Below are 20352 nucleotides of genomic sequence, written 5' to 3' on the forward strand. Positions count from 1 at the left end.
AGCGTAAGCCCCCGAACCAAATCCGCCTAGCCCCCAAAGCGGGAACAATATGAAAAGTAGAATGTTTTTATAAAGGTTTTTGTAAAGGTTTTTCATAAAATGTTGTTTTTTGAAACTAAAAAAAGATTGTCGCAATGTACTTAAATAAAATACTAAGTAAAAATCTTACGTGTCTATAATCGTAAAATAGAAATATTTAAAATGAAATAACCATTTCTTTAACAAATATAACAAGAGTCTATTTAATTATTTTTTATTGACAAGAAAACCCGTGCTGATTGCACGGGTTTTCTTATATTTGCAGTTCTAAAATTCTCACATTAGAAACTAAAAAAGACTACCCTTGTATTATGTGGGTCGAAGTGGAAACGCTCGACGAATGCCGTGAGAAGCATTAGAACCACTAACATATAAGGGTTTTATATTCTAAAATTCTCACATTATGAATGCAAAAAACACACCCACTACAAGTTACGACCGTGAAAAGCTTATCGAATTTTTTAATAAGGACGTACCTCCTGAATCTATGGCTAAGATAATTCGTAACTTAAACTACGTAATCGCATTGACCTTAATTAGAAGAAATGAAACATTAGAATGCTATACAAAAGAATTAGACCACGGGTTATATTGGTTAAATGAATTAGCCGAAATTTTAAATCCCTATTTTACTATTGATTAAAAAAGAGAGGTTATCATTTAGATAACCTCTCTTTTGGTTTATGCTTTTTCTATTAAAATACTCACTGCATTTCCTCCAAAACCTACTGCATTAATTAAAATCTTTTTTATAGGTTTTGTTTGTAGTTGCTCTTCTGCAAAAGGAACTCCAATAAATGTATTGTGTTGCATCATTAAGATTGCCATTTCTACACTCAGTATTCCCGAAGCCCCAAAAGTATGTCCGATCTTCCATTTATTGGTAGTAAGCAAAGGAAGCTTAGTCCCAGCTATCGGAGTAAATATTTTTTGAATGGCTCTGTATTCTGTTAAATCGCCTTTTATTGTTCCTGGCGCATGCATTACAATTACATCTACATCTTCTGGACTTATTTCTTTTAAAGCCATTTTCATTGATTTTTGAAAACATGTTGCTTCTGCCGAAATAGATATATTATGCTCCAAAACTTCTGTAGCATATCCTACTCCTGTAATATAAGCAATGGCATTTTCTTTTTCTCCAGCTTCAAGACAACAAACTGCCGCCCCTTCGCCCAAAACCATAGTGTTTTGAGTTTTATCTAAATCAAATGCCTGATTGGGCCATTTATCAGTATTTAAATCTACTCGGGAATAAATTTTTAAAGCGCGCATTTGTGCAATCGTAAAATCGGTCAATGGAGCTTCGCTACCACCCACCAAAAACTTATCGACCATTCCTGCTCTTAACCATGCTACACCATTTAATAAAGCATGTAACGCAGTAGAACACGTAATAGAATGTGAAATTTCTGGGCCAGAACTCTGTAAATCATGCGCTATCCAAGATGATATATTTCCTAATGTGGTGGTTGGAGAAGCCAATGTTTGTGCTTTTCCAGTTTCTAAATATTCCTGATAATGTTTTTCGAATAAATCGGTAGCTCCACGAGAAGAACCAATATTAATTCCGAAAACAGCCTCAGAATCCCATCCAGAGTTTTTTATTGCCTGTCGTGATGCTGCTAAAGCAAACAAAACACTGTTGTCAAGAAATTTATATTTACTATCCGAATTACGAACCTGATCTACAATTTGTTTAGAATCGGCATCAAGTGCAGCAACTGGAGTTTCTTGTTTATCCAATTGTTGCAAAGTAAAACAATGTTTGTTACTCAAATAATTTTCCCAAACGTCTTTTGGATTGTTTCCTAAAGGCGAAATTGAAGAAAATGAAGTAATCGCGATTTTTTTATTCAATGTTATTATTTTATTAACCGCTAAATTCCCGGTGTTTTAAGATTATATTAAATCCAACAAGTCTAAATCAATTAAACCATTTCTATAGCTTGTTCTATAATTGAATATACTTTTTCGAGTTGCTCATCACTAATAATATATGGTGGCAAAATATAAACTATATTCCCAACTGGTCTTAAAATAACTCCTTTATCAATAAAGAAATTATACAGTTTATTTCTCATCGATCCATAATAACTTTCTTCTGAATCAGATTTTATTTCTAATGCAAAAATAACTCCTAACACTCTGGTTGTAACAACTCTTGGGTGATTTTTTATTTTATTCTGAAAATTAAGATGTCTTTTATTTACACGCTCGATATTGCCTTGCATTTCTTGAGTTTGCAACAAATCAATACTTGCCAAAGCTGCAGCACATCCTGTAGGATTAGCTGTAAAAGTATGCCCATGAAACAATGCTTTATTAATATCATCATCATAAAAAGCATCAAAAACTTCTTGAGTAAAAGTAGTAATTGCCATCGGGATTGTCCCTCCTGTTAATGCTTTCGAAAGACACATCATATCTGGTTTTTCATTCAGATAATCCATTGCAAATGTTTTACCAGTTTTACCAAAACCTGTCATCACTTCATCGGCAATAGTAAGAACATTATTTGCTGCACAAATCTTAATTAAAGTTTCTAGCGCTTCTGGCTCATGCATAACCATTCCTGCTGCTCCCTGAACTAATGGTTCAAAAATAAACCCTGCACAATTCTTCTCTTCTATTACTGTTTTTAATGCATCAAAACTCTCCTGCTCTTGTCCTTTTACTGGAGCCGGAATTCGAACTACATCTATAAACATTCCTTGAAAAGCCTGTGTATAAAATGAAATTCCGCTTGCAGCCATTGCAGCAAATGTATCTCCATGAAAAGCATTTTCAAAAGCAATAATCGTAGTACGTTTTTCACCTTTATTAAAGAAATATTGCAAAGCAACTTTTATGGCTACTTCTACCGCTGTAGAACCATTATCCGAAAAGAAAATTTTTTGTTGGTTTTTAGGTAAAATTTCAATTAATCTTTCAGCAAGAATAATGGCTGGTTCATGCGTAAATCCCCCAAACAAAACGTGTTCCAGCGTAGTTAACTGTTTATAAATTGCATCGGCAATAAACCGATTACTGTGCCCAAAAGGGTTAACCCACCAAGAGGCAATTGCATCTATATATTCTTTATTATTTTCGTCCCAAAGTAATGCTCCTTCTCCTCGAGAAATAGCAATTGGAACCGCAGCTGTTTTATGTTGTGTATAAGGATGCCAAAGATATTGGCTGTCTTTTTCTGATAATGTCATTTTTTGAAATGTTTATTTGTAAAAAGTAAACTGTGTTTTTATAAAATGTATTCAGCAAGATGTGGAATTCATTTTACTTTCCACAAACGATTTTACAATTCTAAAAGATTCTCTCGAAATAAATCGGCGTATTCGCAAATTACATTTTGGTCAAAATAAGGTTCTTCATCAATTCGCCCAATACATTTTACTCCTGTAGTATTTAAAATAATGGTTTCAGAAGATTTGTTTTCGCTTCCGCTAAAAATAATTCCTGCAATATTTAATTTCCGGCTCTTCAAGGCTTCAATTGTTAGCACTGTATGGTTGATACTTCCTAAATAATGCCTAGAAACTACTATAACTTTATAATTGGGTTGAATTAAATCAATTACAAATTCTTTATTATTTAATGGTACAAAAACTCCTCCTGCTCCTTCAATAACCAAATGATTATCAGTTTGTGGTTCTGTTATCTCATTCAAATCAATAGTAATTCCATCAATTTCTGCTGCCAAATGAGGACTTGCAGGCGTATTTAATGCATATGAATTTTTATGAAATTGAGATTTTTTATTCGAAATCTTTGACTGAACTTTTCCTGTATCTGAGTTATCTAAATCTCCTGCTTGAATTGGTTTCCAATAATCTGCTTCTAATGCTTCTACGATAATAGCCGAAGCAATTGTTTTACCAACATCGGTTGAAATTCCTGTAATAAATAGTTTCATTCCCTTGTTTTTATTGCGTACAAAAATACCAATAAAAACAAAACCCATCATTACGATGGGTTTATTGTTTTTGATTATTCTTCTTTTAATTGATCTATAACCATTTTGATTTCTTTAGCGTATTTGCCATAAAAATGATGTACCCACCACTCCAGTGCCAATCCCATAGACAAAATAGAAAAAGTTACTACCGTAAACACACTAATTAATTGAGAGTTGCTAAAATCATTTAACTGAAATCCTGGTTGTTTTGAAAATTTATCATATAAAAACCCAATTAAAAACAAAATTACAAACGGAGTTAAAGCAAACCCAAAAGTTTTGTATAATTCCATATTTAACCTAATATCAAAATAGGTTTCATACAAACTGTCTTTTGTACTTAAGGTAATCTTATTTAATCTTTTATAAAAAAAATACAGCTTTACTAAATAATACACACAAACGGCAACAAATATGCTGAAAAACAAATAAAATGGCGCAATCCATTTTTCTGGGAAAGCATATAAACAAGGTATAAATCCTATAAAAGCCACAGAAACAGACTGATAAAGAAGTTCCTTTTTAAGGTTTTTTCTAATTTTATCTAAAGGCGTATTTGCCGATTTAATTTTTTCTAAATTATCTGGAAGAATAATATTTTCAGCCTTTTCATTATTCCATGCGTTTTGTATATCCTTAAAATCCATATCCTTGATTTTTAATTATTCCTTTTAATTTCTCTTTTGCTCTATTTAATTTCACTCTTGCATTTCCCTCAGAAATCCCAAGGTTTTCTCCTATTTCCTTATGCGAAAAGCCTTCTAACTGATAAAATATAATCGCTTTATCAATCTTTTCGAGTTTCTGAACTGCTTTATAAAAATGATCAATCTGACTTTCTTTTATATGCGAATCTGTTTCTTCATCTTTAATATTTTCTGACGCAATTTCGTATCTATCTACTTTTCGTTTTTCTTTCTTAAGAAAAATGATAGCCGTATTTACTGCTACGCGATACATCCATGTTGAAAACTGACTTTCATTTCTAAAAGAATCATGTGATTTCCAAAGTTGACAAACAATCTCCTGAAACAAATCTTGTTGATCATCATGATTATCCATGTACATTTTAGAAACTTTATATAAAATCCCTTTATGCCTTTCGATCCGATTTAAAAACTCTAGCTCTTTCTCTTTCAAAATATTTCTATTTCATTACTGGTTTTACTTTATATCCTGCATTTCTCAACAAGTTAATCACCCCTTGTTCTCCATCCAGATGTGCAGCTCCAACTGCCATAAATATAGATTGCTTTTTCATTAATTCAGGTATTTGGTTTACCCAACTACTATTTCTTTTATCCAACATTGCAACCCTTGTTTTTTCATTCATAAACTTATCGCCAGTTGTTCTCTTATAAATAGCTTCAATATTCTCTGTTTTGTAATCATCTACTAAAGGAGTAGAACCATCCTTAACAGATTCTACCAACATTGAAATCATTTCATCATTTGTATAAGCATCATCAAGAGTTTCAAATTGAGATTTAATAGTTTCTAAACCGACTACTCCAAGATTTCGTTTTTTTGCCAGTTCTATAAAATCAAACTCATAAACTTTAAGATCTGTACATGGATACGTTTTCATAAAAATCAAACTCATCACAGAAGATAAATTATAATTATTTACTTGTTGAACATTCATCCCAGTGCTTTTTTTCAAAATTTCTTCCAACGTCGATAATTGTAAAGCTGTCAATTTTTTATCGAGAGGTTCTTTACCCATTGCTAATTGTTGCATGTCTGTTATTTCATTAGGATCAGATAAATTAACTTCTAAAACTAATTTGTCTGAAGCCTCAAATGCTTTCTTTGTTTTTTCAGAAAGAAAATAATCCGCTCCACAAATCATGTGAATTGTTCCATACAAATAAGATGGCTTACTTAATCCGTTTCCTGAAACTTCCCATAAAAGTGAATTCTCAAGTTTAGGCGATTTATCCTGTGCTTGTATTGTTGTGCAAAAAAGAATTGCGATTGCTACTACTATTGATTTAAATAAGTTTTTCATTTTGTTGATTGATTTAAGTTCGTGATTTTTGATTGATGATTTTTGATTGATGATTTTGATTGATACTTGAAACTCGTTATTTACAATTTTCCCATTTTTCTTCGCTGCCAAGAAGCTATCGAAATAACAAACAAGGATATTATTACGGTAAGCAATTCTGTTTTAGGCTTATTTAAAAGAAATTGGTTTACTAAAGTATATCCCAATCCTAAAGAAGTTAAAAAGATAAATACGAAGTTGAAAATTTTTTCGCTTTTTGAAGTTGATGTGGTTTTCATAATTGTGGTTTTTTGATTACGACTCGTAAGTAATCGAATCATCAAAACGTTACAAAATTTTCAACCCTTTTTAAAGAAAGTGAGAAAATGCAATAGTTTAAGGGGCATGTTTTTTTTTTAAATTCTTAATTTCAAAAAGATATGCGTGAAAAAAAAACAGACATTCACAAAATCAACTTTGTGATTGATTGTTAAAAAATATTAAAACACATAATCTCTTAACAATTCTAAAGCCTGATTTATTTCCTTTTCAGAATTATAACTATGAATACAAAAACGCAATCGTTCCTGCCCTTCTGGAACTGTTGGAGACAAAATTGCTTTTACATCAAATCCTTTTTCTTGCAGTTTTTGAGCAACAGCCTTTACATTTTCATTACCCGGAATAATTGCCGATTGAATTGTTGATTTACTTCTAACAAACATAGGCTGCAATCCCAAAAGTTTTTTTTGCTGATTGAAGTAAACAATATTCTGGCGTAGTATTTCGATAGTTTCTTTCTCAATCTCCAACTGCTGATAAGCTATAAAAATAGTAGCGACTGAATGTGGAGACAATCCTGTTGTATAAATAAAACTTCTTGCAAAATTAACGAGGTATTCTTTTAATTCTTGACTACCAAGAACTGCTGCACCATGACATCCTAAACCTTTACCAAAAGTCATTATTCTGGCAAAAACTCTATTATGCAATCCTAAAAACTGCAATAACCCTTCGCCTTTCTCTCCAAAAACTCCTAATGCATGAGCTTCATCTATTACAAGATAACACTTATATTTTTCGGATAATAATACTAATTCCTCTAGATTTGGACAATCTCCATCCATAGAAAAAACACTTTCGGTAACAATATAAATGATTGAATTTTGGTGTTTTACTATAAGTCGTTCTAAATCTTCAAAATCATTATGGTTAAATTTATACGTTTTAGCATTCGACATTAAAATCCCATCCCGAATAGAAGCATGACTTAACTCATCGTACAAAATAACATCATTGCGCTGCGGCACAGCGCTAAAAAAACCAACATTGGCATCATAACCCGAATTAAAAATTAAAGCCGATTCTGACTCGTGAAACTGCGCTATAAGAGTTTCTGTAATTTTATACAAAGAATGATTCCCTGAAATTAATCTTGAACCTGTAGCTCCATTTTGTATATTTCTGGTATCAAGTAAATATTGATGTGTTTTATTAAAAATTATTCCAGATTTTGAAAATCCAATATAATCATTAGAAGTAAAATCAATTGATGCATTAACATCTGGCAATTGTCTAAGTGCATTGTTTTGCTTTCTTATAACTAATTTTTGAATAAGACTTTCTGGTAATTTCATAAATACAAAGTTATAAAATTAAGCCTGAATTTATTACCCATTCTATTTTTTTAGCGCTGCCGCTTTAGTTATCAGGATTTCATTTTATAGCCACTAAAAGTAAATTCAAACGATAGCCAGATTTATTATATTTTAGCCCAATTGAATTGTCATTAACTGAAAAGCTGAGATTAAAACTAAAACCATAAAAAAAGCCAGACAAATGTCTGGCTTTTTTAACTTTATTTTAAATTGTCTTAGTCTGCTAAAACAATTATCTTATTGTCTTTCATCTCGATAGTACCTGACACAATATCTAAAGTATAAGTTTGGTCATTTACTTTCGTGAATTTACCCGCTACTTCTTTAAAAAAACTGAAGCTTGGTGCTACAATTTTAATAGTTCCTTTTTCTAAAATAGAAACAATAGGAGCGTGATGATTCAATATTTGAAAGCTTCCATCAACTCCTGGCAATGTAACTGAAGTCACATTTCCTGAAAATAATTTTGCTTCTGGTGATACTATTTCTAAAGTCATTTTCTTTTAGTTTACAGTTTCAGTTAATAGTCTCAGCAAAATGCTGCGACCCAATACTGAAAACTAGATTAAGCTTCTGCTAACATTTTCTCTCCAGCTTCGATTGCATCTTGAATAGACCCTTTAAGGTTGAAAGCTGCTTCTGGAAGATGATCTAACTCACCATCGATAATCATGTTAAATCCTTTGATAGTATCTTTAATATCAACCAATACTCCAGGAATACCTGTAAATTGCTCCGCTACGTGGAACGGTTGAGATAAGAAACGTTGTACACGACGTGCTCTTGATACAGATAATTTATCTTCTTCTGATAACTCTTCCATACCTAGAATCGCGATGATATCTTGTAATTGTTTGTATTTTTGAAGAATTTCTTTTACTCTTTGTGCACAGTCATAGTGCTCATCACCTAAAATTTGAGGAGTCAAAATTCTAGAAGTAGAATCCAATGGATCTACTGCTGGATAAATACCTAACTCAGCAATTTTACGAGACAATACTGTTGTTGCATCTAAGTGGGCAAAAGTTGTTGCTGGCGCCGGGTCAGTTAAATCATCCGCAGGTACGTAAACCGCTTGTACAGATGTAATCGAACCTTTGTTTGTAGATGTAATACGTTCCTGCATCGCACCCATTTCTGTTGCTAATGTTGGTTGGTATCCTACCGCAGATGGCATACGACCTAAAAGTGCCGAAACCTCTGAACCTGCTTGTGTAAAACGGAAGATGTTATCAACGAAAAACAATACGTCTTTACCTTGATCTGTTCCTGCTCCATCACGGAAATACTCAGCGATAGATAATCCTGAAAGTGCCACACGTGCACGAGCTCCAGGAGGCTCATTCATTTGTCCGAAAACGAAAGTAGCTTTAGACTCTCTCATTCCTGGCATATCTACTTTAGATAAATCCCATCCTCCATTTTCCATAGAGTGCATGAAATCATCACCATATTTTATAATTCCTGACTCTAACATCTCACGAAGTAAGTCATTTCCTTCACGTGTTCTTTCTCCTACTCCTGCGAATACTGAAAGTCCACCGTGACCTTTTGCAATATTGTTAATCAACTCCTGAATTAATACTGTTTTTCCAACACCAGCACCACCAAACAATCCAATTTTACCCCCTTTTGAGTAAGGCTCGATCAAATCGATTACTTTAATACCTGTGAACAATACTTCAGATGAAGTTGATAAATCTTCGAATCTTGGTGCTTGTCTGTGAATAGACAATCCATTCTCTCCCGTTTTTGGCAAGTTCCCTAAACCATCAATTGCATCTCCAATTACATTAAACAATCGACCATATACGTCTGGACCGATTGGCATTTGGATTGGATTTCCAGTTCCAACTACTTCATATCCACGACTCAAACCATCTGTTGAGTCCATTGATATTGTACGAACTGTATTTTCTCCGATATGAGATTGTACTTCAAGAACTAACAATGTTCCGTCTTTTTTAGTGATTTCTAATGAATCATAAATTTTTGGAAGTTCAACATCTTTACCGTTGAAAACGACATCAACTACTGGTCCAATGATTTGGGCAACTTTTCCTATTACTTTTGACATTACTGTATGTATTTATTAAATAGCTATTTAGGTTTAACGAAAACACCTCTTTTTTCAGTGCGCAAAGATAATTTTTAAAATACAAAATCAATAACTTTTTTTGGAAAAATACTATAATTTTTACACTTAATAAAAATAAACACTTTGATCGCACAAAAGACCATCTTTTTAGCCCAATTAAAAAAAACCACCTCATCACAAAAACAGGTGGTTTCCTACTAAAAAAATTGGATTTATTGTAAATTTGCTGGATATTGAATTGGATAAATTCTCAAATCAACATGTCGCAATGTAGAATTATATTTTACATTAATAGCATCTACAAAAATATTAGCTATTAATGCATATCCTCTTGCACTTGGATGTACCCCATCTAACGAAAAAGCCCCTCCAGTTACATAAGCAGATGTCATATTAAAATTTCCGAAATTAATACCTGTCGTAGATACTTGCGTCATGGTAGCTCTTGTATCTACAAAAGCCAACCCTTTAGCAGTAGCAGTAGCTTCTATCGTAATATTATAAGCATCTGTAGCTGCTTTTAGTTCTTTTACTTCACTTTCTGACAATACCCATCTATCTTGTAAAGGCACAGCCGTTCCGTTTCCTGCTGATAAATGATCCTTAGCAGCCGTTCCTTGAGAACTCAAAACAATATAGTCCTTATTAGTCGTTTGTCTTAATTTTATTAGTCCAGGATTTACCCCGGTAATGTCTGTAAGGTATTCATCAATCATCACTGCTCCATTTTTTCCAACTACAAAATTAATAGTTCTTTGTACTCTTTCGGCCTCAGTAATTAGTCCTGCGTTTTTCGCAGCCACTAAACCACCATTGTAACTTGCATAAGCATTGTTTAAAGCAGTTACTTGTGCCGCAACAAGAGTTAATGGATTAAATCCTACGGTTGTAAAAAACGGGAGCGCACTGACATAAGGAATATTAGCAACAACTCCTTTTGCTCCTTTTGCAGTTAAATCAGTAACAAGTTTTTCGTAAGCAAAATTAAATGTCGCTGTTGGTGTTATAGGATCCGTTCCATCTCCACCAGTTGTTGCGTAACCCAAAACGTCATTACCTCCTATCCACAAGGAAAAGAACGTTGGATTTTGATCTGTAGCGTCTTTTAAAACAGTAGTTCCTGGCGCAGTAGCAAACCGAACAAAATACGGATTTGCAGTACCCAAAGATAACCCAGCAGGATTACCATATCCTGGCGCTATTAAATGATAGCTTTTTGCACCAGGAAGACCCAGATTATTAAAAGGCCCTGTTATATGTGTCATAACCTCAGTTGTGGAAGCAAATGGCACGGGTGCAATCTTTGGAGTACCATCTAGATTAAATCCTAATATTGCAAGTCTTGCCCCAAATTTTGGATTTGGAGCACCGCCAAATAACAAACCCCCAACATTATCCGAAGTCAATGGCGTCTTAAACTCTCCACCCCCAGCAGCCGTAAACTGTTGAGATAATATATTAGCATAAGAGCCTCCTTGTCCTTTTATAAATAAAGCTCCATCACTATATCCTGCTGCAAATGAATCCCCCAAAGCTACATACTTTGTAAAAACTGCTGAACCTGGTGTTACTGGAACTTCTGCTGGTGTTGTATCTTCGTCATCGTTATTACATGCTACAAAGGCTAATGAAACCAATAATAGCCATCTAAAATTTTTTATCATGATTTGTTATTTTATACATTAATATTCATTTTCCCAAGCTTCTCACTTTAATAAGAAGCATCTAATTATATAGCTATAATTACGGGTTAATTGTCCATGAAGCAAACCATTGTTGCCCTATTAAACCTGCCCCTATTACCTGAATATAATCTTTTCCAAAAATATTTGTAGCTCCAACCTTGATAACCGATTTTAACTTAGGTATTCCATAATTTACCTGAGCATCAAATACTGTATTCTCCGGAACCATTCCGTCAGCAAAAGATGCCTCCCATAAATACTCGGTATTCCATCTTATGTTCATATTAAATCCAAAATTTTTAAATAATTTAGAATTCCCTAACGAACCTTTAATTCTATGTTTTGGAGTATTAAATCCAGCAACAAATCCTGGATCTTTTGACTGATCAAAATTAAATTGTGAATAATTATAATTTACCCCTACTTCAAAATCTTTATATACCTTTTTAGACAACCCAACTCCAACTCCAAAAGAGGTGATTTGAGCAGTTGTATTCGTATAGACTTGATAAACTCTTCTGTCACCAAATGCTAATGCCTGATAACTTTGTTGTACTGCTGGATTAGTAACATCTGTTCCTGCTGTTCCATAATACGGACTAATCACTCGGGCTGTATTCATAAAATTATCATAAATATTATAATATGCATTAACATCAATTGAAAAATCTCTTACTACTGAACGATATCCAACTTCAAAAGCCTGTACTTCTTCTGGCTTTACCAATCCAATTTTAGCCACTTCAAGACTTGCCGGATTTCCAGAAGCCCCAAATGCTTGCACAGAAGCTACTGTATATGCATTTTCATAAGCTTTATGACCATTCATTGTCACTGTAGCCGGATTACCAGCTGCCTGACCTGCTAAACTCACCTCTCTTACTTCTGTAAAACGATCTAAATTTTCTGCTGCTGAACCAATTAATGCAAACGGACCTAAATCCAAACCAATATATTGATCCTGTGTTGTTGGATTTCTAAAACCAGTTTGGTACGATACTCTAAAATTATGTACTCTGGTCGCTCCTGCGGAATAAACAAATGCTATTCTTGGTGATACATTTCCTTTAAAATTTTGGCTTTTGTCATAACGGATAGATCCTGTGAATTTCAGTCTATCGTCCATCCATTTTTTAGCAAGTTGCGTATACGCTCCATATTCTTTATAGTTTAACGGACCATCGTAATCTGTAAAGATGGTTCCTTCAGAGTTCATTACATACTCTCTCCAAGAACCTCCAACTTGAATTTCAGCAAAATCAATAAGGTCTTTAAAGTTGTAATTTACATCGGAATGGTACAATTTAGAGTTATCTATAAACTTTGCTCCCTCTTTTAGATTTGGATTATCTATTACAGTTGCAAATGCAGTTGCAAATTGCGGAGAGCCTGGCTCAAATCTTGCCGATCTCGGAGCACTAGGATTGGCTGGATCAATATTTGGTGTCAAGCCTAAACCTGGCGAAACATTATAATCTGCAAAAGTCCTGGCATACTTCGCTGCATCATTTGCATTAAGCCCTAATACTGCAGAAGACAATTGAAAAGATCTAGCATAATCTGTAAACCAGTTCGTATCTGATTTAGCAGCTCTATTTACGTTCCAACCAGCAAAACGCATATCATAAGAATCTCCCGCATCTTCATTTGTCATATAAACCCTTGCAAAAAAGTTTTTCCCTTTTACCTCTAATTTGGTTTGTCCCATAAAAAAGTTCTTCAAAGAATACCTGTTTGCTCCTTGATAAATAGTACTACCGATACCTAATTTATATTGAAATATAATTTCAGTTTCACTTTCCCAAGGCTTAAGATGCATTGCGAAATCTGCTTTTACACTTTCTGATTTATTATTATTTAGATCTTTTTCATGATAACCCGTTCTACTTACCTGTCCTACATTTGGAAGAAAAGTAGTAACCTCATCTCCATAAATATTTAACCCATCATAATTTTGATTATTAGCATGTCCGATAGAACCTCCTGTCAAACTTCTTTGATCATCTGCAATCCACTCAGTTGCTCTGATGAAATTAAAATTTGCTTTTATTGCAAAATGTTTACTAAATGCAGTAGCTGCCCTAAAACCAAAATCTACATAATCATTTGTACCTGCCACATCTTGTGAAGTTTGTCCGTATTTAAAATAAGTACTAACTCCTTGATTTGTAAATGGACTTTTACTGTTCATAAACAAGATACCATTGAAGGCATTGGCTCCATAAAGTGCAGATGACGCCCCAGGCAAAAGCTCTACACTTGCCACATCTAAATCATTCAGTCCAATTAAGTTTCCTAGCACAAAGTTCAATGCTGGAGAGGAATTATCCATACCATCTACCAATTGCATAAAACGCGTATTAGCAACAGTTGCAAAACCTCTCGTATTTACCGATTTAAACGAAATACTACTGGTATTAAAAATAACTTCTTTTAGATTCTCCAAACCTTCATAAAAAGACGGAGCCGTAGTATTTCTTATTTCCTGAATACCCATTCTTTCAATTGTAACCGGTGATTCAATTACTCTTTCTGGAGTTCTCGAAGCCGAAACCACAATCTCATTCAACATAGTTCTTTCCTCAACTAACATCACATTGACTTTTTGGTTTGCCGAAGTCACATTGACAGTTTTAGTCTCATACCCAACTGCCGTAATCCTAATCGTTAACGGTAGATTTTTGGATGACTTTAAAATAAATGAACCGTCAAAATCAGTAGAGCTACTGCTGGCCTCCCCGACAACATTAATATTAGCTCCGGGAATTGCTTCTTTTTTATTATCGGTAACGGAACCTGAAATTGTACTCTGCGCAAAGGATACCCCGCAAAAGAACAATGATAGAATAAGTAAATACATTCTCATTTGGTTAGTTTTAGATGGTTTATGTTACCAAAGTACAAATATTTTTGATATTACTAAAAAAATGTTAAAAAAAATTAATTTTCCTTAACTTTTAAGCAACAAAAATACATATTACACATTGGTGTTTTTTTAAACTTTTAACAACTATCTCTCCATAACTCATTGAAATATACTATGCATACATCTTATTTTGAAGAAAAAAATGAATATTCTACAAAAATGAATTCCTTAATTTTTTGTTATAAAAAAAGCGAGATATAAATCTCGCTTTTTCAAATACTTATGTTTTTATTTGCTTTTTATTCTACAGTAACTGACTTCGCCAAGTTTCTTGGTTGATCGACATTACAACCTCTCATAACTGCTATATGATAAGATAAAAGCTGTAATGGAATCGTAGTAATTAATGGTGATAATGCATCTGAAGTTTCAGGTATTTCAATCACGTAATCCGCTAATTCACGCACTTGTGTATCTCCCTTAGTTACTACTGCAATAATTTTTCCACTTCTGGATTTTATTTCCTGAATATTACTTACAATTTTATCGTAATGTCCTTGCTTAGGCGCAATTACTATTACTGGCATATGCTCATCTATTAAAGCAATTGGCCCGTGCTTCATTTCTGCCGCAGGATACCCTTCAGCATGAATGTATGAGATTTCTTTAAGCTTCAAAGCTCCTTCAAGTGCTACAGGAAAATTATACCCTCTTCCTAAGTACAAACAGTTTGGAGAATCCTTGAACACTCCTGCAATTTCTTTGGCAACATCATTTGTTTCCAAAGCTTCTTTTACCTTATCTGGGATAAGTTCAAGCTCTTGCAAATATCTATGGAAATCTGGACTAGACAATGTTCCTTTTGCTTTTGCTAAACGCAAAGCAATCATTGTTAATACAGTAATTTGAGTTGTAAATGCTTTTGTAGAAGCAACTCCAATCTCTGGACCTGCATGCGTATAAGCACCTGCATGAGTCTCTCTAGAAATAGAAGAACCTACAACATTACATACACCAAACACAAATGCTCCATGCTCTTTTGCCAATTTAATAGCAGCCATAGTATCAGCGGTCTCTCCTGATTGAGAAATTGCTATAACTACATCTGTTTTATTGATAATAGGATTACGGTATCTAAATTCTGAAGCATATTCAACCTCTACTGGAATTCTGGCAAATTCCTCAAAGATATATTCTGCAACTAAACCTGCATGCCATGAAGTACCACAAGCAACGATAATTATTCTGTCGGCATTAAGAAATTTTTCTAAATTATCTTCAACACCAGCTAACTGAACAATGCCTTCATTAGCATGAAGTCTTCCTCTATAGGTGTCTTTTATAACACTAGGCTGCTCATATATTTCTTTAAGCATGAAATGGTCATAACCACCTTTTTCAATTTGCTCTAAATTCATTTGAAGTTCCTGAATATAAGGATCAACTAATGAATCGTCTTTAATTTTTCTGATTTTGATAGGCTTATGCAATCTAATGTTTGCCATTTCTCCATCTTCTAGATAAACTGCATTTGAAGTATATTCAATAAAAGGCGAAGCATCAGATGCAATAAAATACTCTCCTTCACCTACTCCAATTGCCAATGGGCTACCCAATCGAGCAGCTACAATTTCATTTGGATTTTTTCTATCAAATACTGCAATAGCATAAGCTCCTACAACTTGATTTAATGCAACTTGCACTGCCTTACCTAATTTAAGGTTTTCTTTTTTCTGAACTTCTTCAATCAAATTTACCAATACTTCAGTATCAGTATCCGAATGAAAAACATATCCTCTTTTTATTAATTCTTCTTTAAGCGGAGCATAGTTTTCAATAATACCATTATGTATTATTGCTAAATCTCCAGAATTAGATAAATGGGGATGCGAATTCACATCATTAGGAACACCATGTGATGCCCAACGCGTATGTCCTATTCCTATAGTTCCATTTGTAGTAAAACCCTCTTTAGCTTTAGCTTCAAGATCTGAAACTTTACCTTTTGTTTTACAGAGTTTAATTGCTTCTCCGTCATATAACATAACTCCAGCACTATCATACCCTCTGTATTCGAGTCGTTTTAGTCCTTTTATTATTATAGGATACGCCTCTCTATATCCAATATATCCAACAATTCCGCACATATATATTTAATTAATTTGGTTTCGTGTAGTAAATCTGAAGTTTTAATCTCTTACTCTCATCAGGTGAATTTCCTCCATGAAGAATTGTTCCTAAAGGATTCATTACTGATGCTCTTGGCGCTTTAGTAAAAGGTTCCCCTTTTGCCGTTTTTTTATCTGTCCCTTTTAATTTATTAGGAGCAACAATATTTATATCCTCAGTAACTGCAATACCCATCTTTACATTAGTTGAATCTTTGTATTTAATCAAATTCCTAACATGATTTGTAATTCTGATTTTATAAGTACTACCTTTTTTAGTAACTGGATCAACATTTAAAATACCACTAAAAACCTGCTTTATTTTCTTCGCATCGGTCGTAGCGCTTGACGTGCCATCGTTATAATAATCAACAATTGGTCGATTATTATTAAAATCATACAAATAAATTCTGTTTGGCTCTGGGCTGTTTTTCATAGCATCCGAATCAATATTAAAAATCAAATTGGCTTCGTTAATCAACCAGCCTTTACTTCTTATTTCTTCTAATTCTCCAGGCTTAAAAAGTTCTAATATAGCCATTGAACCCTCTCCTCCTTTTAAATACAACTTCTCATCACCAGTAGCTTTTGGAGTTGTTATTGCTGTATTATAACTTGGATTAAGATTAGTTTCTTGTAGTAAATTTACAGTATTATCACTTAAATTAAGGACTAAAGTTTTATCCTCCATTGTTTCATCAGCGTCTGTCGTTATTTCCGTTTTAGCTCTATATTTAATAGTGATCTTTCCTTTTTTAAAATCCATAGTAGCCATTCTGCTTGCACCACCATTACTTTCTACCTTAAAGTACAAGCCTCTAAAATATTCTTTAAAAACATCATTTGTTGCCAACTTCGTTGAACTATTTAACATTTTTTGAAATGTAGGACCGCTCAACTTAAGCTTCATTGCTGGTGCTCTTTTGGTCACTGTTTCTTTACCTGCATCATCTTTAGTCTTTTCGGTAATTTCTTCTGGACTGAATCTAAAATTAATATTTTCTTCATCAGGGCCATTGTTTAAGCGCGCACCTACTTTTGCAATATCAAAAAGAGAATTATCATCAGTAAAAAAAAGCTTTGAACTTACAAAGTTATCATCTGGATCCAAATTAGGCATATAATACCCTGACTCATAAATACTAAGATTCATTTTACCATCTACAGGACCATATATTGAATCTAGTATGTATATATTTTTCCCATTTTCAACCTTATCTATATGACTATAATACGGAATCTCAAGTTCAACACTTTGAATAGTAGGACTTTCTCCAATCGTCGGATTAGGTGCTGCCAATGTTACCTGTGTAGCAAAATTAGCAACTGTTGTACCAAATGCAGGATTAACGTAAATCCCCAAATGATTTGAAGTTAAATTGTTTGATTGTATCGAAGTAATTTGCTGATTATAAGCCAATATATCTGAACTGTATGTGGCCAAATCAAAATGATTATCACCAATTAAATCATCGCCAATAACATTAAAATCCTTGTCACAAGAATATAAAAAAACAACGCTTGCTACTAAAAGTATTTTCCTAAAAAAAGAAGTATTATGCATGTGTAATAAAAAAGTTAAATTTTAAAGAACCTCATTTTTATAAAAATTTGTATACGCCTCTGCGAATGCATCTTTTGGGACGAAAGGTAAAAAAGGTTTTCCTGAAGATTCTATAAATTTTGTTAAACTTGAAGACAGATTATTTGAGGCTATTATTACCGCATCTGAATGAAGAATACTCGCTTTTAAGATGTTTTCATAATTTGGAGTTTCTAAATCTGAAATAGCTTCATGTGGGACTCCATCAAATTTTACCTTCTTAATCATTTCTAGATCCAGTGTTTCATCAAACGATTGCGTATAAACGGAAGTAACAATTTTTGTATCTGAAAATAACGCTTCATTTTTATAATAATGTTTCATGTAGATTGGCAACATAGCAGCCATCCATCCATGTACATGTATTATATCAGGAACCCAGTTTAATTTCTTAACTGTCTCCACAACACCTTTAGCAAAAAAAATTGCTCTTTCGTCATTATCTGAATACATTACACCTTCCTCGTCAGTAAAAGTAGCTTTTCTTTTAAAATACTCATCGTTGTCTATAAAATAAACCTGAATTCTCTCCTTAGGGATAGATGCTACCTTAATAATCAATGGCATATCTAAGTCATTCACTACCAAATTCATTCCAGAAAGCCTAATAACTTCGTGTAACTGGTGTCTTCTTTCATTGATATTTCCATATCTTGGCATGAAAATTCTTATTTGTCCGCCCTGATCATTAATCATCTTGGGCACATCATAAGACATTAAAGAAACCTCATTTTCAGCTAAATAAGGCACAACTTCAGATGATACATACAATATCCTCTTATCTTTCATAATAGTAATTTGCTTAATTTTTGGTAATAAAAACGATGCAAAATTACAAAAATTTATGCAGTTATTAACTAATATATTATGTTTGCACTAAATTTTAATAATACCACCATGCATATTTTCTACGGTAAAGTTGCTTTAATAGCTTATTTGAAAACTATTAAAACCGAAAATTCGAGTGTTGGTTTCGTACCAACCATGGGCGCTTTACACCAAGGTCACCTGGCTTTAATGCAACGATCATTAAACGAAAATGATGATACTGTTGTAAGTATTTTTGTAAATCCAACGCAGTTTAATAACCAAGAAGATTTAGCAAAATACCCCCGAACTCTAGAAGAAGATGTAAGAAAAATGAGCGCTTTAAGTGATAAAATAATCTTATACGCTCCGACTGTCGAAGACATTTACGAAGGTCATACCGTTTCTCAATCATTTGATTTTGACGGACTAGAAAATCAAATGGAAGGGAAATTTAGACCAGGACATTTTAATGGCGTAGGTACAATTGTAAAGCGTTTGTTTGAAATCATTACTCCCACAAATGCCTATTTTGGAGAAAAAGATTTTCAACAACTACAGATTGTGAAAAAAATGGTCGAAAAAAACCATCTCCCTGTAAACGTTATTGGCTGTCCAATTTTTAGAGAACCAAACCAATTGGCTATGAGCTCTAGAAATGAACGCCTAACTCCTGATGAACGTCAAGAAGCAGCTATGATTTATAAAATTCTAACTGAGGCAAAAGAAATATTTCATACAAAAACCCCTGAAGAAACAATTGAATTTGTAGAAAACTCTTTCAAAAGCAACACTAAATTTGAACTAGAATATTTCGTAATTGCTGATGAATCTACATTATTACCTATAAATCACAAAAGTAAAGACAAAAACTACCGTGCATTTATAGCAGTTTTTGTTAATTCTATTAGATTGATTGATACTATTTCATTAAATTAATTTACTTTTGTAACATGCAAATTCAAGTAGTAAAATCAAAAATACACCGCGTTAAAGTAACTGGAGCCGATCTTAATTATATTGGTAGCATTACTATTGACGAAGCATTACTAGATGCCTCGAACATAATTGAAGGCGAAAAAGTAGCAATTGTTAACATTAATAATGGAGAACGTTTTGAAACGTATGCCATTAAAGGAGAACGAAATTCAGGCGAAATAACCCTTAATGGACCTGCAGCAAGAAAAGTACAAAAAGATGACATCATCATCATTATTTCTTATGCAACATTAGAATTTGAAGAAGCCAAAACCTTCAAACCATGGATCATTTTCCCAAATGAAAATGATAATTCATTGACATAAATCTGTTTATAAAAACATAAAAACTGCCCTTTTTCAAAGTGAATTTTTGTAAAAAGGGCAGTTTTGCATCTATAAGCCAACCAAATTGCTATAGCATTATAAATTTGTAATTAAATAAAAAAAAATAAAGTACTATATTGCTACTCTATTTTGATAATCTTAAAATTTCAGAAATCCCA

General features: G+C 33.2%; 18 protein-coding genes. 3 read left to right on the forward strand and 15 right to left on the reverse strand.

Features of this window, described 5'->3' with window-relative positions:
- Window positions 1-442 precede the first annotated feature (442 nt).
- Window positions 443-682 carry a hypothetical protein gene (locus IUY40_RS17570; RefSeq protein ID WP_195738169.1) on the forward strand — a complete coding sequence of 80 codons (240 nt, stop codon included), beginning with the start codon at window positions 443-445 and terminating at the stop codon, window positions 680-682.
- 38 nt (window positions 683-720) lie between these two features.
- Here IUY40_RS17570 and IUY40_RS17575 read toward each other — a convergent pair whose 3' ends face one another.
- From IUY40_RS17575 to IUY40_RS17645, 15 genes are all read right to left on the reverse strand, one after another.
- Window positions 721-1899, reverse strand: a complete 1179-nt coding sequence (locus IUY40_RS17575) for a beta-ketoacyl synthase N-terminal-like domain-containing protein (RefSeq protein ID WP_195738170.1) — start codon at window positions 1897-1899, stop codon at window positions 721-723.
- Window positions 1900-1970: 71 nt separating this feature from the next.
- The gene (bioA, locus tag IUY40_RS17580) at window positions 1971-3242 is read right to left on the reverse strand and encodes an adenosylmethionine--8-amino-7-oxononanoate transaminase (protein WP_195738171.1); all 1272 of its coding nucleotides are present in this window, start codon (window positions 3240-3242) and stop codon (window positions 1971-1973) included.
- 92 nt (window positions 3243-3334) lie between these two features.
- Window positions 3335-3952 carry a dethiobiotin synthase gene (bioD, locus tag IUY40_RS17585; protein WP_195738172.1) on the reverse strand — a complete coding sequence of 206 codons (618 nt, stop codon included), beginning with the start codon at window positions 3950-3952 and terminating at the stop codon, window positions 3335-3337.
- A 74-nt stretch (window positions 3953-4026) separates the two neighbouring features.
- On the reverse strand, window positions 4027-4641 hold the full coding sequence (locus IUY40_RS17590; protein WP_195738173.1) for a hypothetical protein: 615 nt from the start codon (window positions 4639-4641) through the stop codon (window positions 4027-4029).
- Window positions 4631-5134: an RNA polymerase sigma factor gene (locus tag IUY40_RS17595; RefSeq protein WP_195738174.1), complete on the reverse strand. Its 504-nt coding sequence runs from the start codon at window positions 5132-5134 to the stop codon at window positions 4631-4633. The genes IUY40_RS17590 and IUY40_RS17595 overlap by 11 nt, the downstream gene beginning before the upstream one ends.
- A 7-nt stretch (window positions 5135-5141) precedes the next feature.
- Entirely contained in the window at window positions 5142-6005 is an 864-nt protein-coding gene (locus IUY40_RS17600; protein ID WP_195738175.1) for a TraB/GumN family protein, read from the reverse strand.
- Window positions 6006-6085: 80 nt separating this feature from the next.
- A complete protein-coding gene (locus IUY40_RS17605; protein WP_195738176.1) occupies window positions 6086-6283 on the reverse strand; it encodes a hypothetical protein in 198 nt (65 codons plus the stop codon).
- A gap of 201 nt (window positions 6284-6484) precedes the next feature.
- Entirely contained in the window at window positions 6485-7621 is a 1137-nt protein-coding gene (locus IUY40_RS17610) for a pyridoxal phosphate-dependent aminotransferase family protein (protein ID WP_195738177.1), read from the reverse strand.
- A 236-nt stretch (window positions 7622-7857) separates the two neighbouring features.
- Entirely contained in the window at window positions 7858-8139 is a 282-nt protein-coding gene (locus tag IUY40_RS17615) for a F0F1 ATP synthase subunit epsilon (protein ID WP_195738178.1), read from the reverse strand.
- Window positions 8140-8207: 68 nt separating this feature from the next.
- Window positions 8208-9719: a F0F1 ATP synthase subunit beta gene (atpD, locus tag IUY40_RS17620; protein WP_195738179.1), complete on the reverse strand. Its 1512-nt coding sequence runs from the start codon at window positions 9717-9719 to the stop codon at window positions 8208-8210.
- A gap of 233 nt (window positions 9720-9952) precedes the next feature.
- Window positions 9953-11404 (reverse strand): SGNH/GDSL hydrolase family protein, encoded by a 1452-nt coding sequence (locus tag IUY40_RS17625; protein ID WP_195738180.1) that lies wholly within the window; start codon window positions 11402-11404, stop codon window positions 9953-9955.
- A gap of 79 nt (window positions 11405-11483) precedes the next feature.
- On the reverse strand, window positions 11484-14291 hold the full coding sequence (locus IUY40_RS17630) for a TonB-dependent receptor (protein WP_195738181.1): 2808 nt from the start codon (window positions 14289-14291) through the stop codon (window positions 11484-11486).
- A gap of 299 nt (window positions 14292-14590) precedes the next feature.
- Window positions 14591-16438 (reverse strand): glutamine--fructose-6-phosphate transaminase (isomerizing), encoded by a 1848-nt coding sequence (gene glmS, locus IUY40_RS17635; protein ID WP_195738182.1) that lies wholly within the window; start codon window positions 16436-16438, stop codon window positions 14591-14593.
- 10 nt (window positions 16439-16448) lie between these two features.
- Window positions 16449-18023 (reverse strand): DUF4270 domain-containing protein, encoded by a 1575-nt coding sequence (locus tag IUY40_RS17640; protein WP_195738183.1) that lies wholly within the window; start codon window positions 18021-18023, stop codon window positions 16449-16451.
- A gap of 21 nt (window positions 18024-18044) precedes the next feature.
- Window positions 18045-18851 (reverse strand): glycogen/starch synthase, encoded by an 807-nt coding sequence (locus tag IUY40_RS17645; RefSeq protein ID WP_195738184.1) that lies wholly within the window; start codon window positions 18849-18851, stop codon window positions 18045-18047.
- Window positions 18852-18929: 78 nt separating this feature from the next.
- On the opposite strand from IUY40_RS17645, the gene panC reads away from it, so the two are divergent.
- A complete protein-coding gene (panC, locus tag IUY40_RS17650; protein WP_195738185.1) occupies window positions 18930-19808 on the forward strand; it encodes a pantoate--beta-alanine ligase in 879 nt (292 codons plus the stop codon).
- 14 nt (window positions 19809-19822) lie between these two features.
- Window positions 19823-20173: an aspartate 1-decarboxylase gene (panD, locus tag IUY40_RS17655; protein WP_195738186.1), complete on the forward strand. Its 351-nt coding sequence runs from the start codon at window positions 19823-19825 to the stop codon at window positions 20171-20173.
- The last annotated feature ends 179 nt before the right edge of the window (window positions 20174-20352 follow it).

The organism is Flavobacterium sp. ALJ2 (assembly GCF_015594725.1).
Lineage (GTDB): Bacteria > Bacteroidota > Bacteroidia > Flavobacteriales > Flavobacteriaceae > Flavobacterium.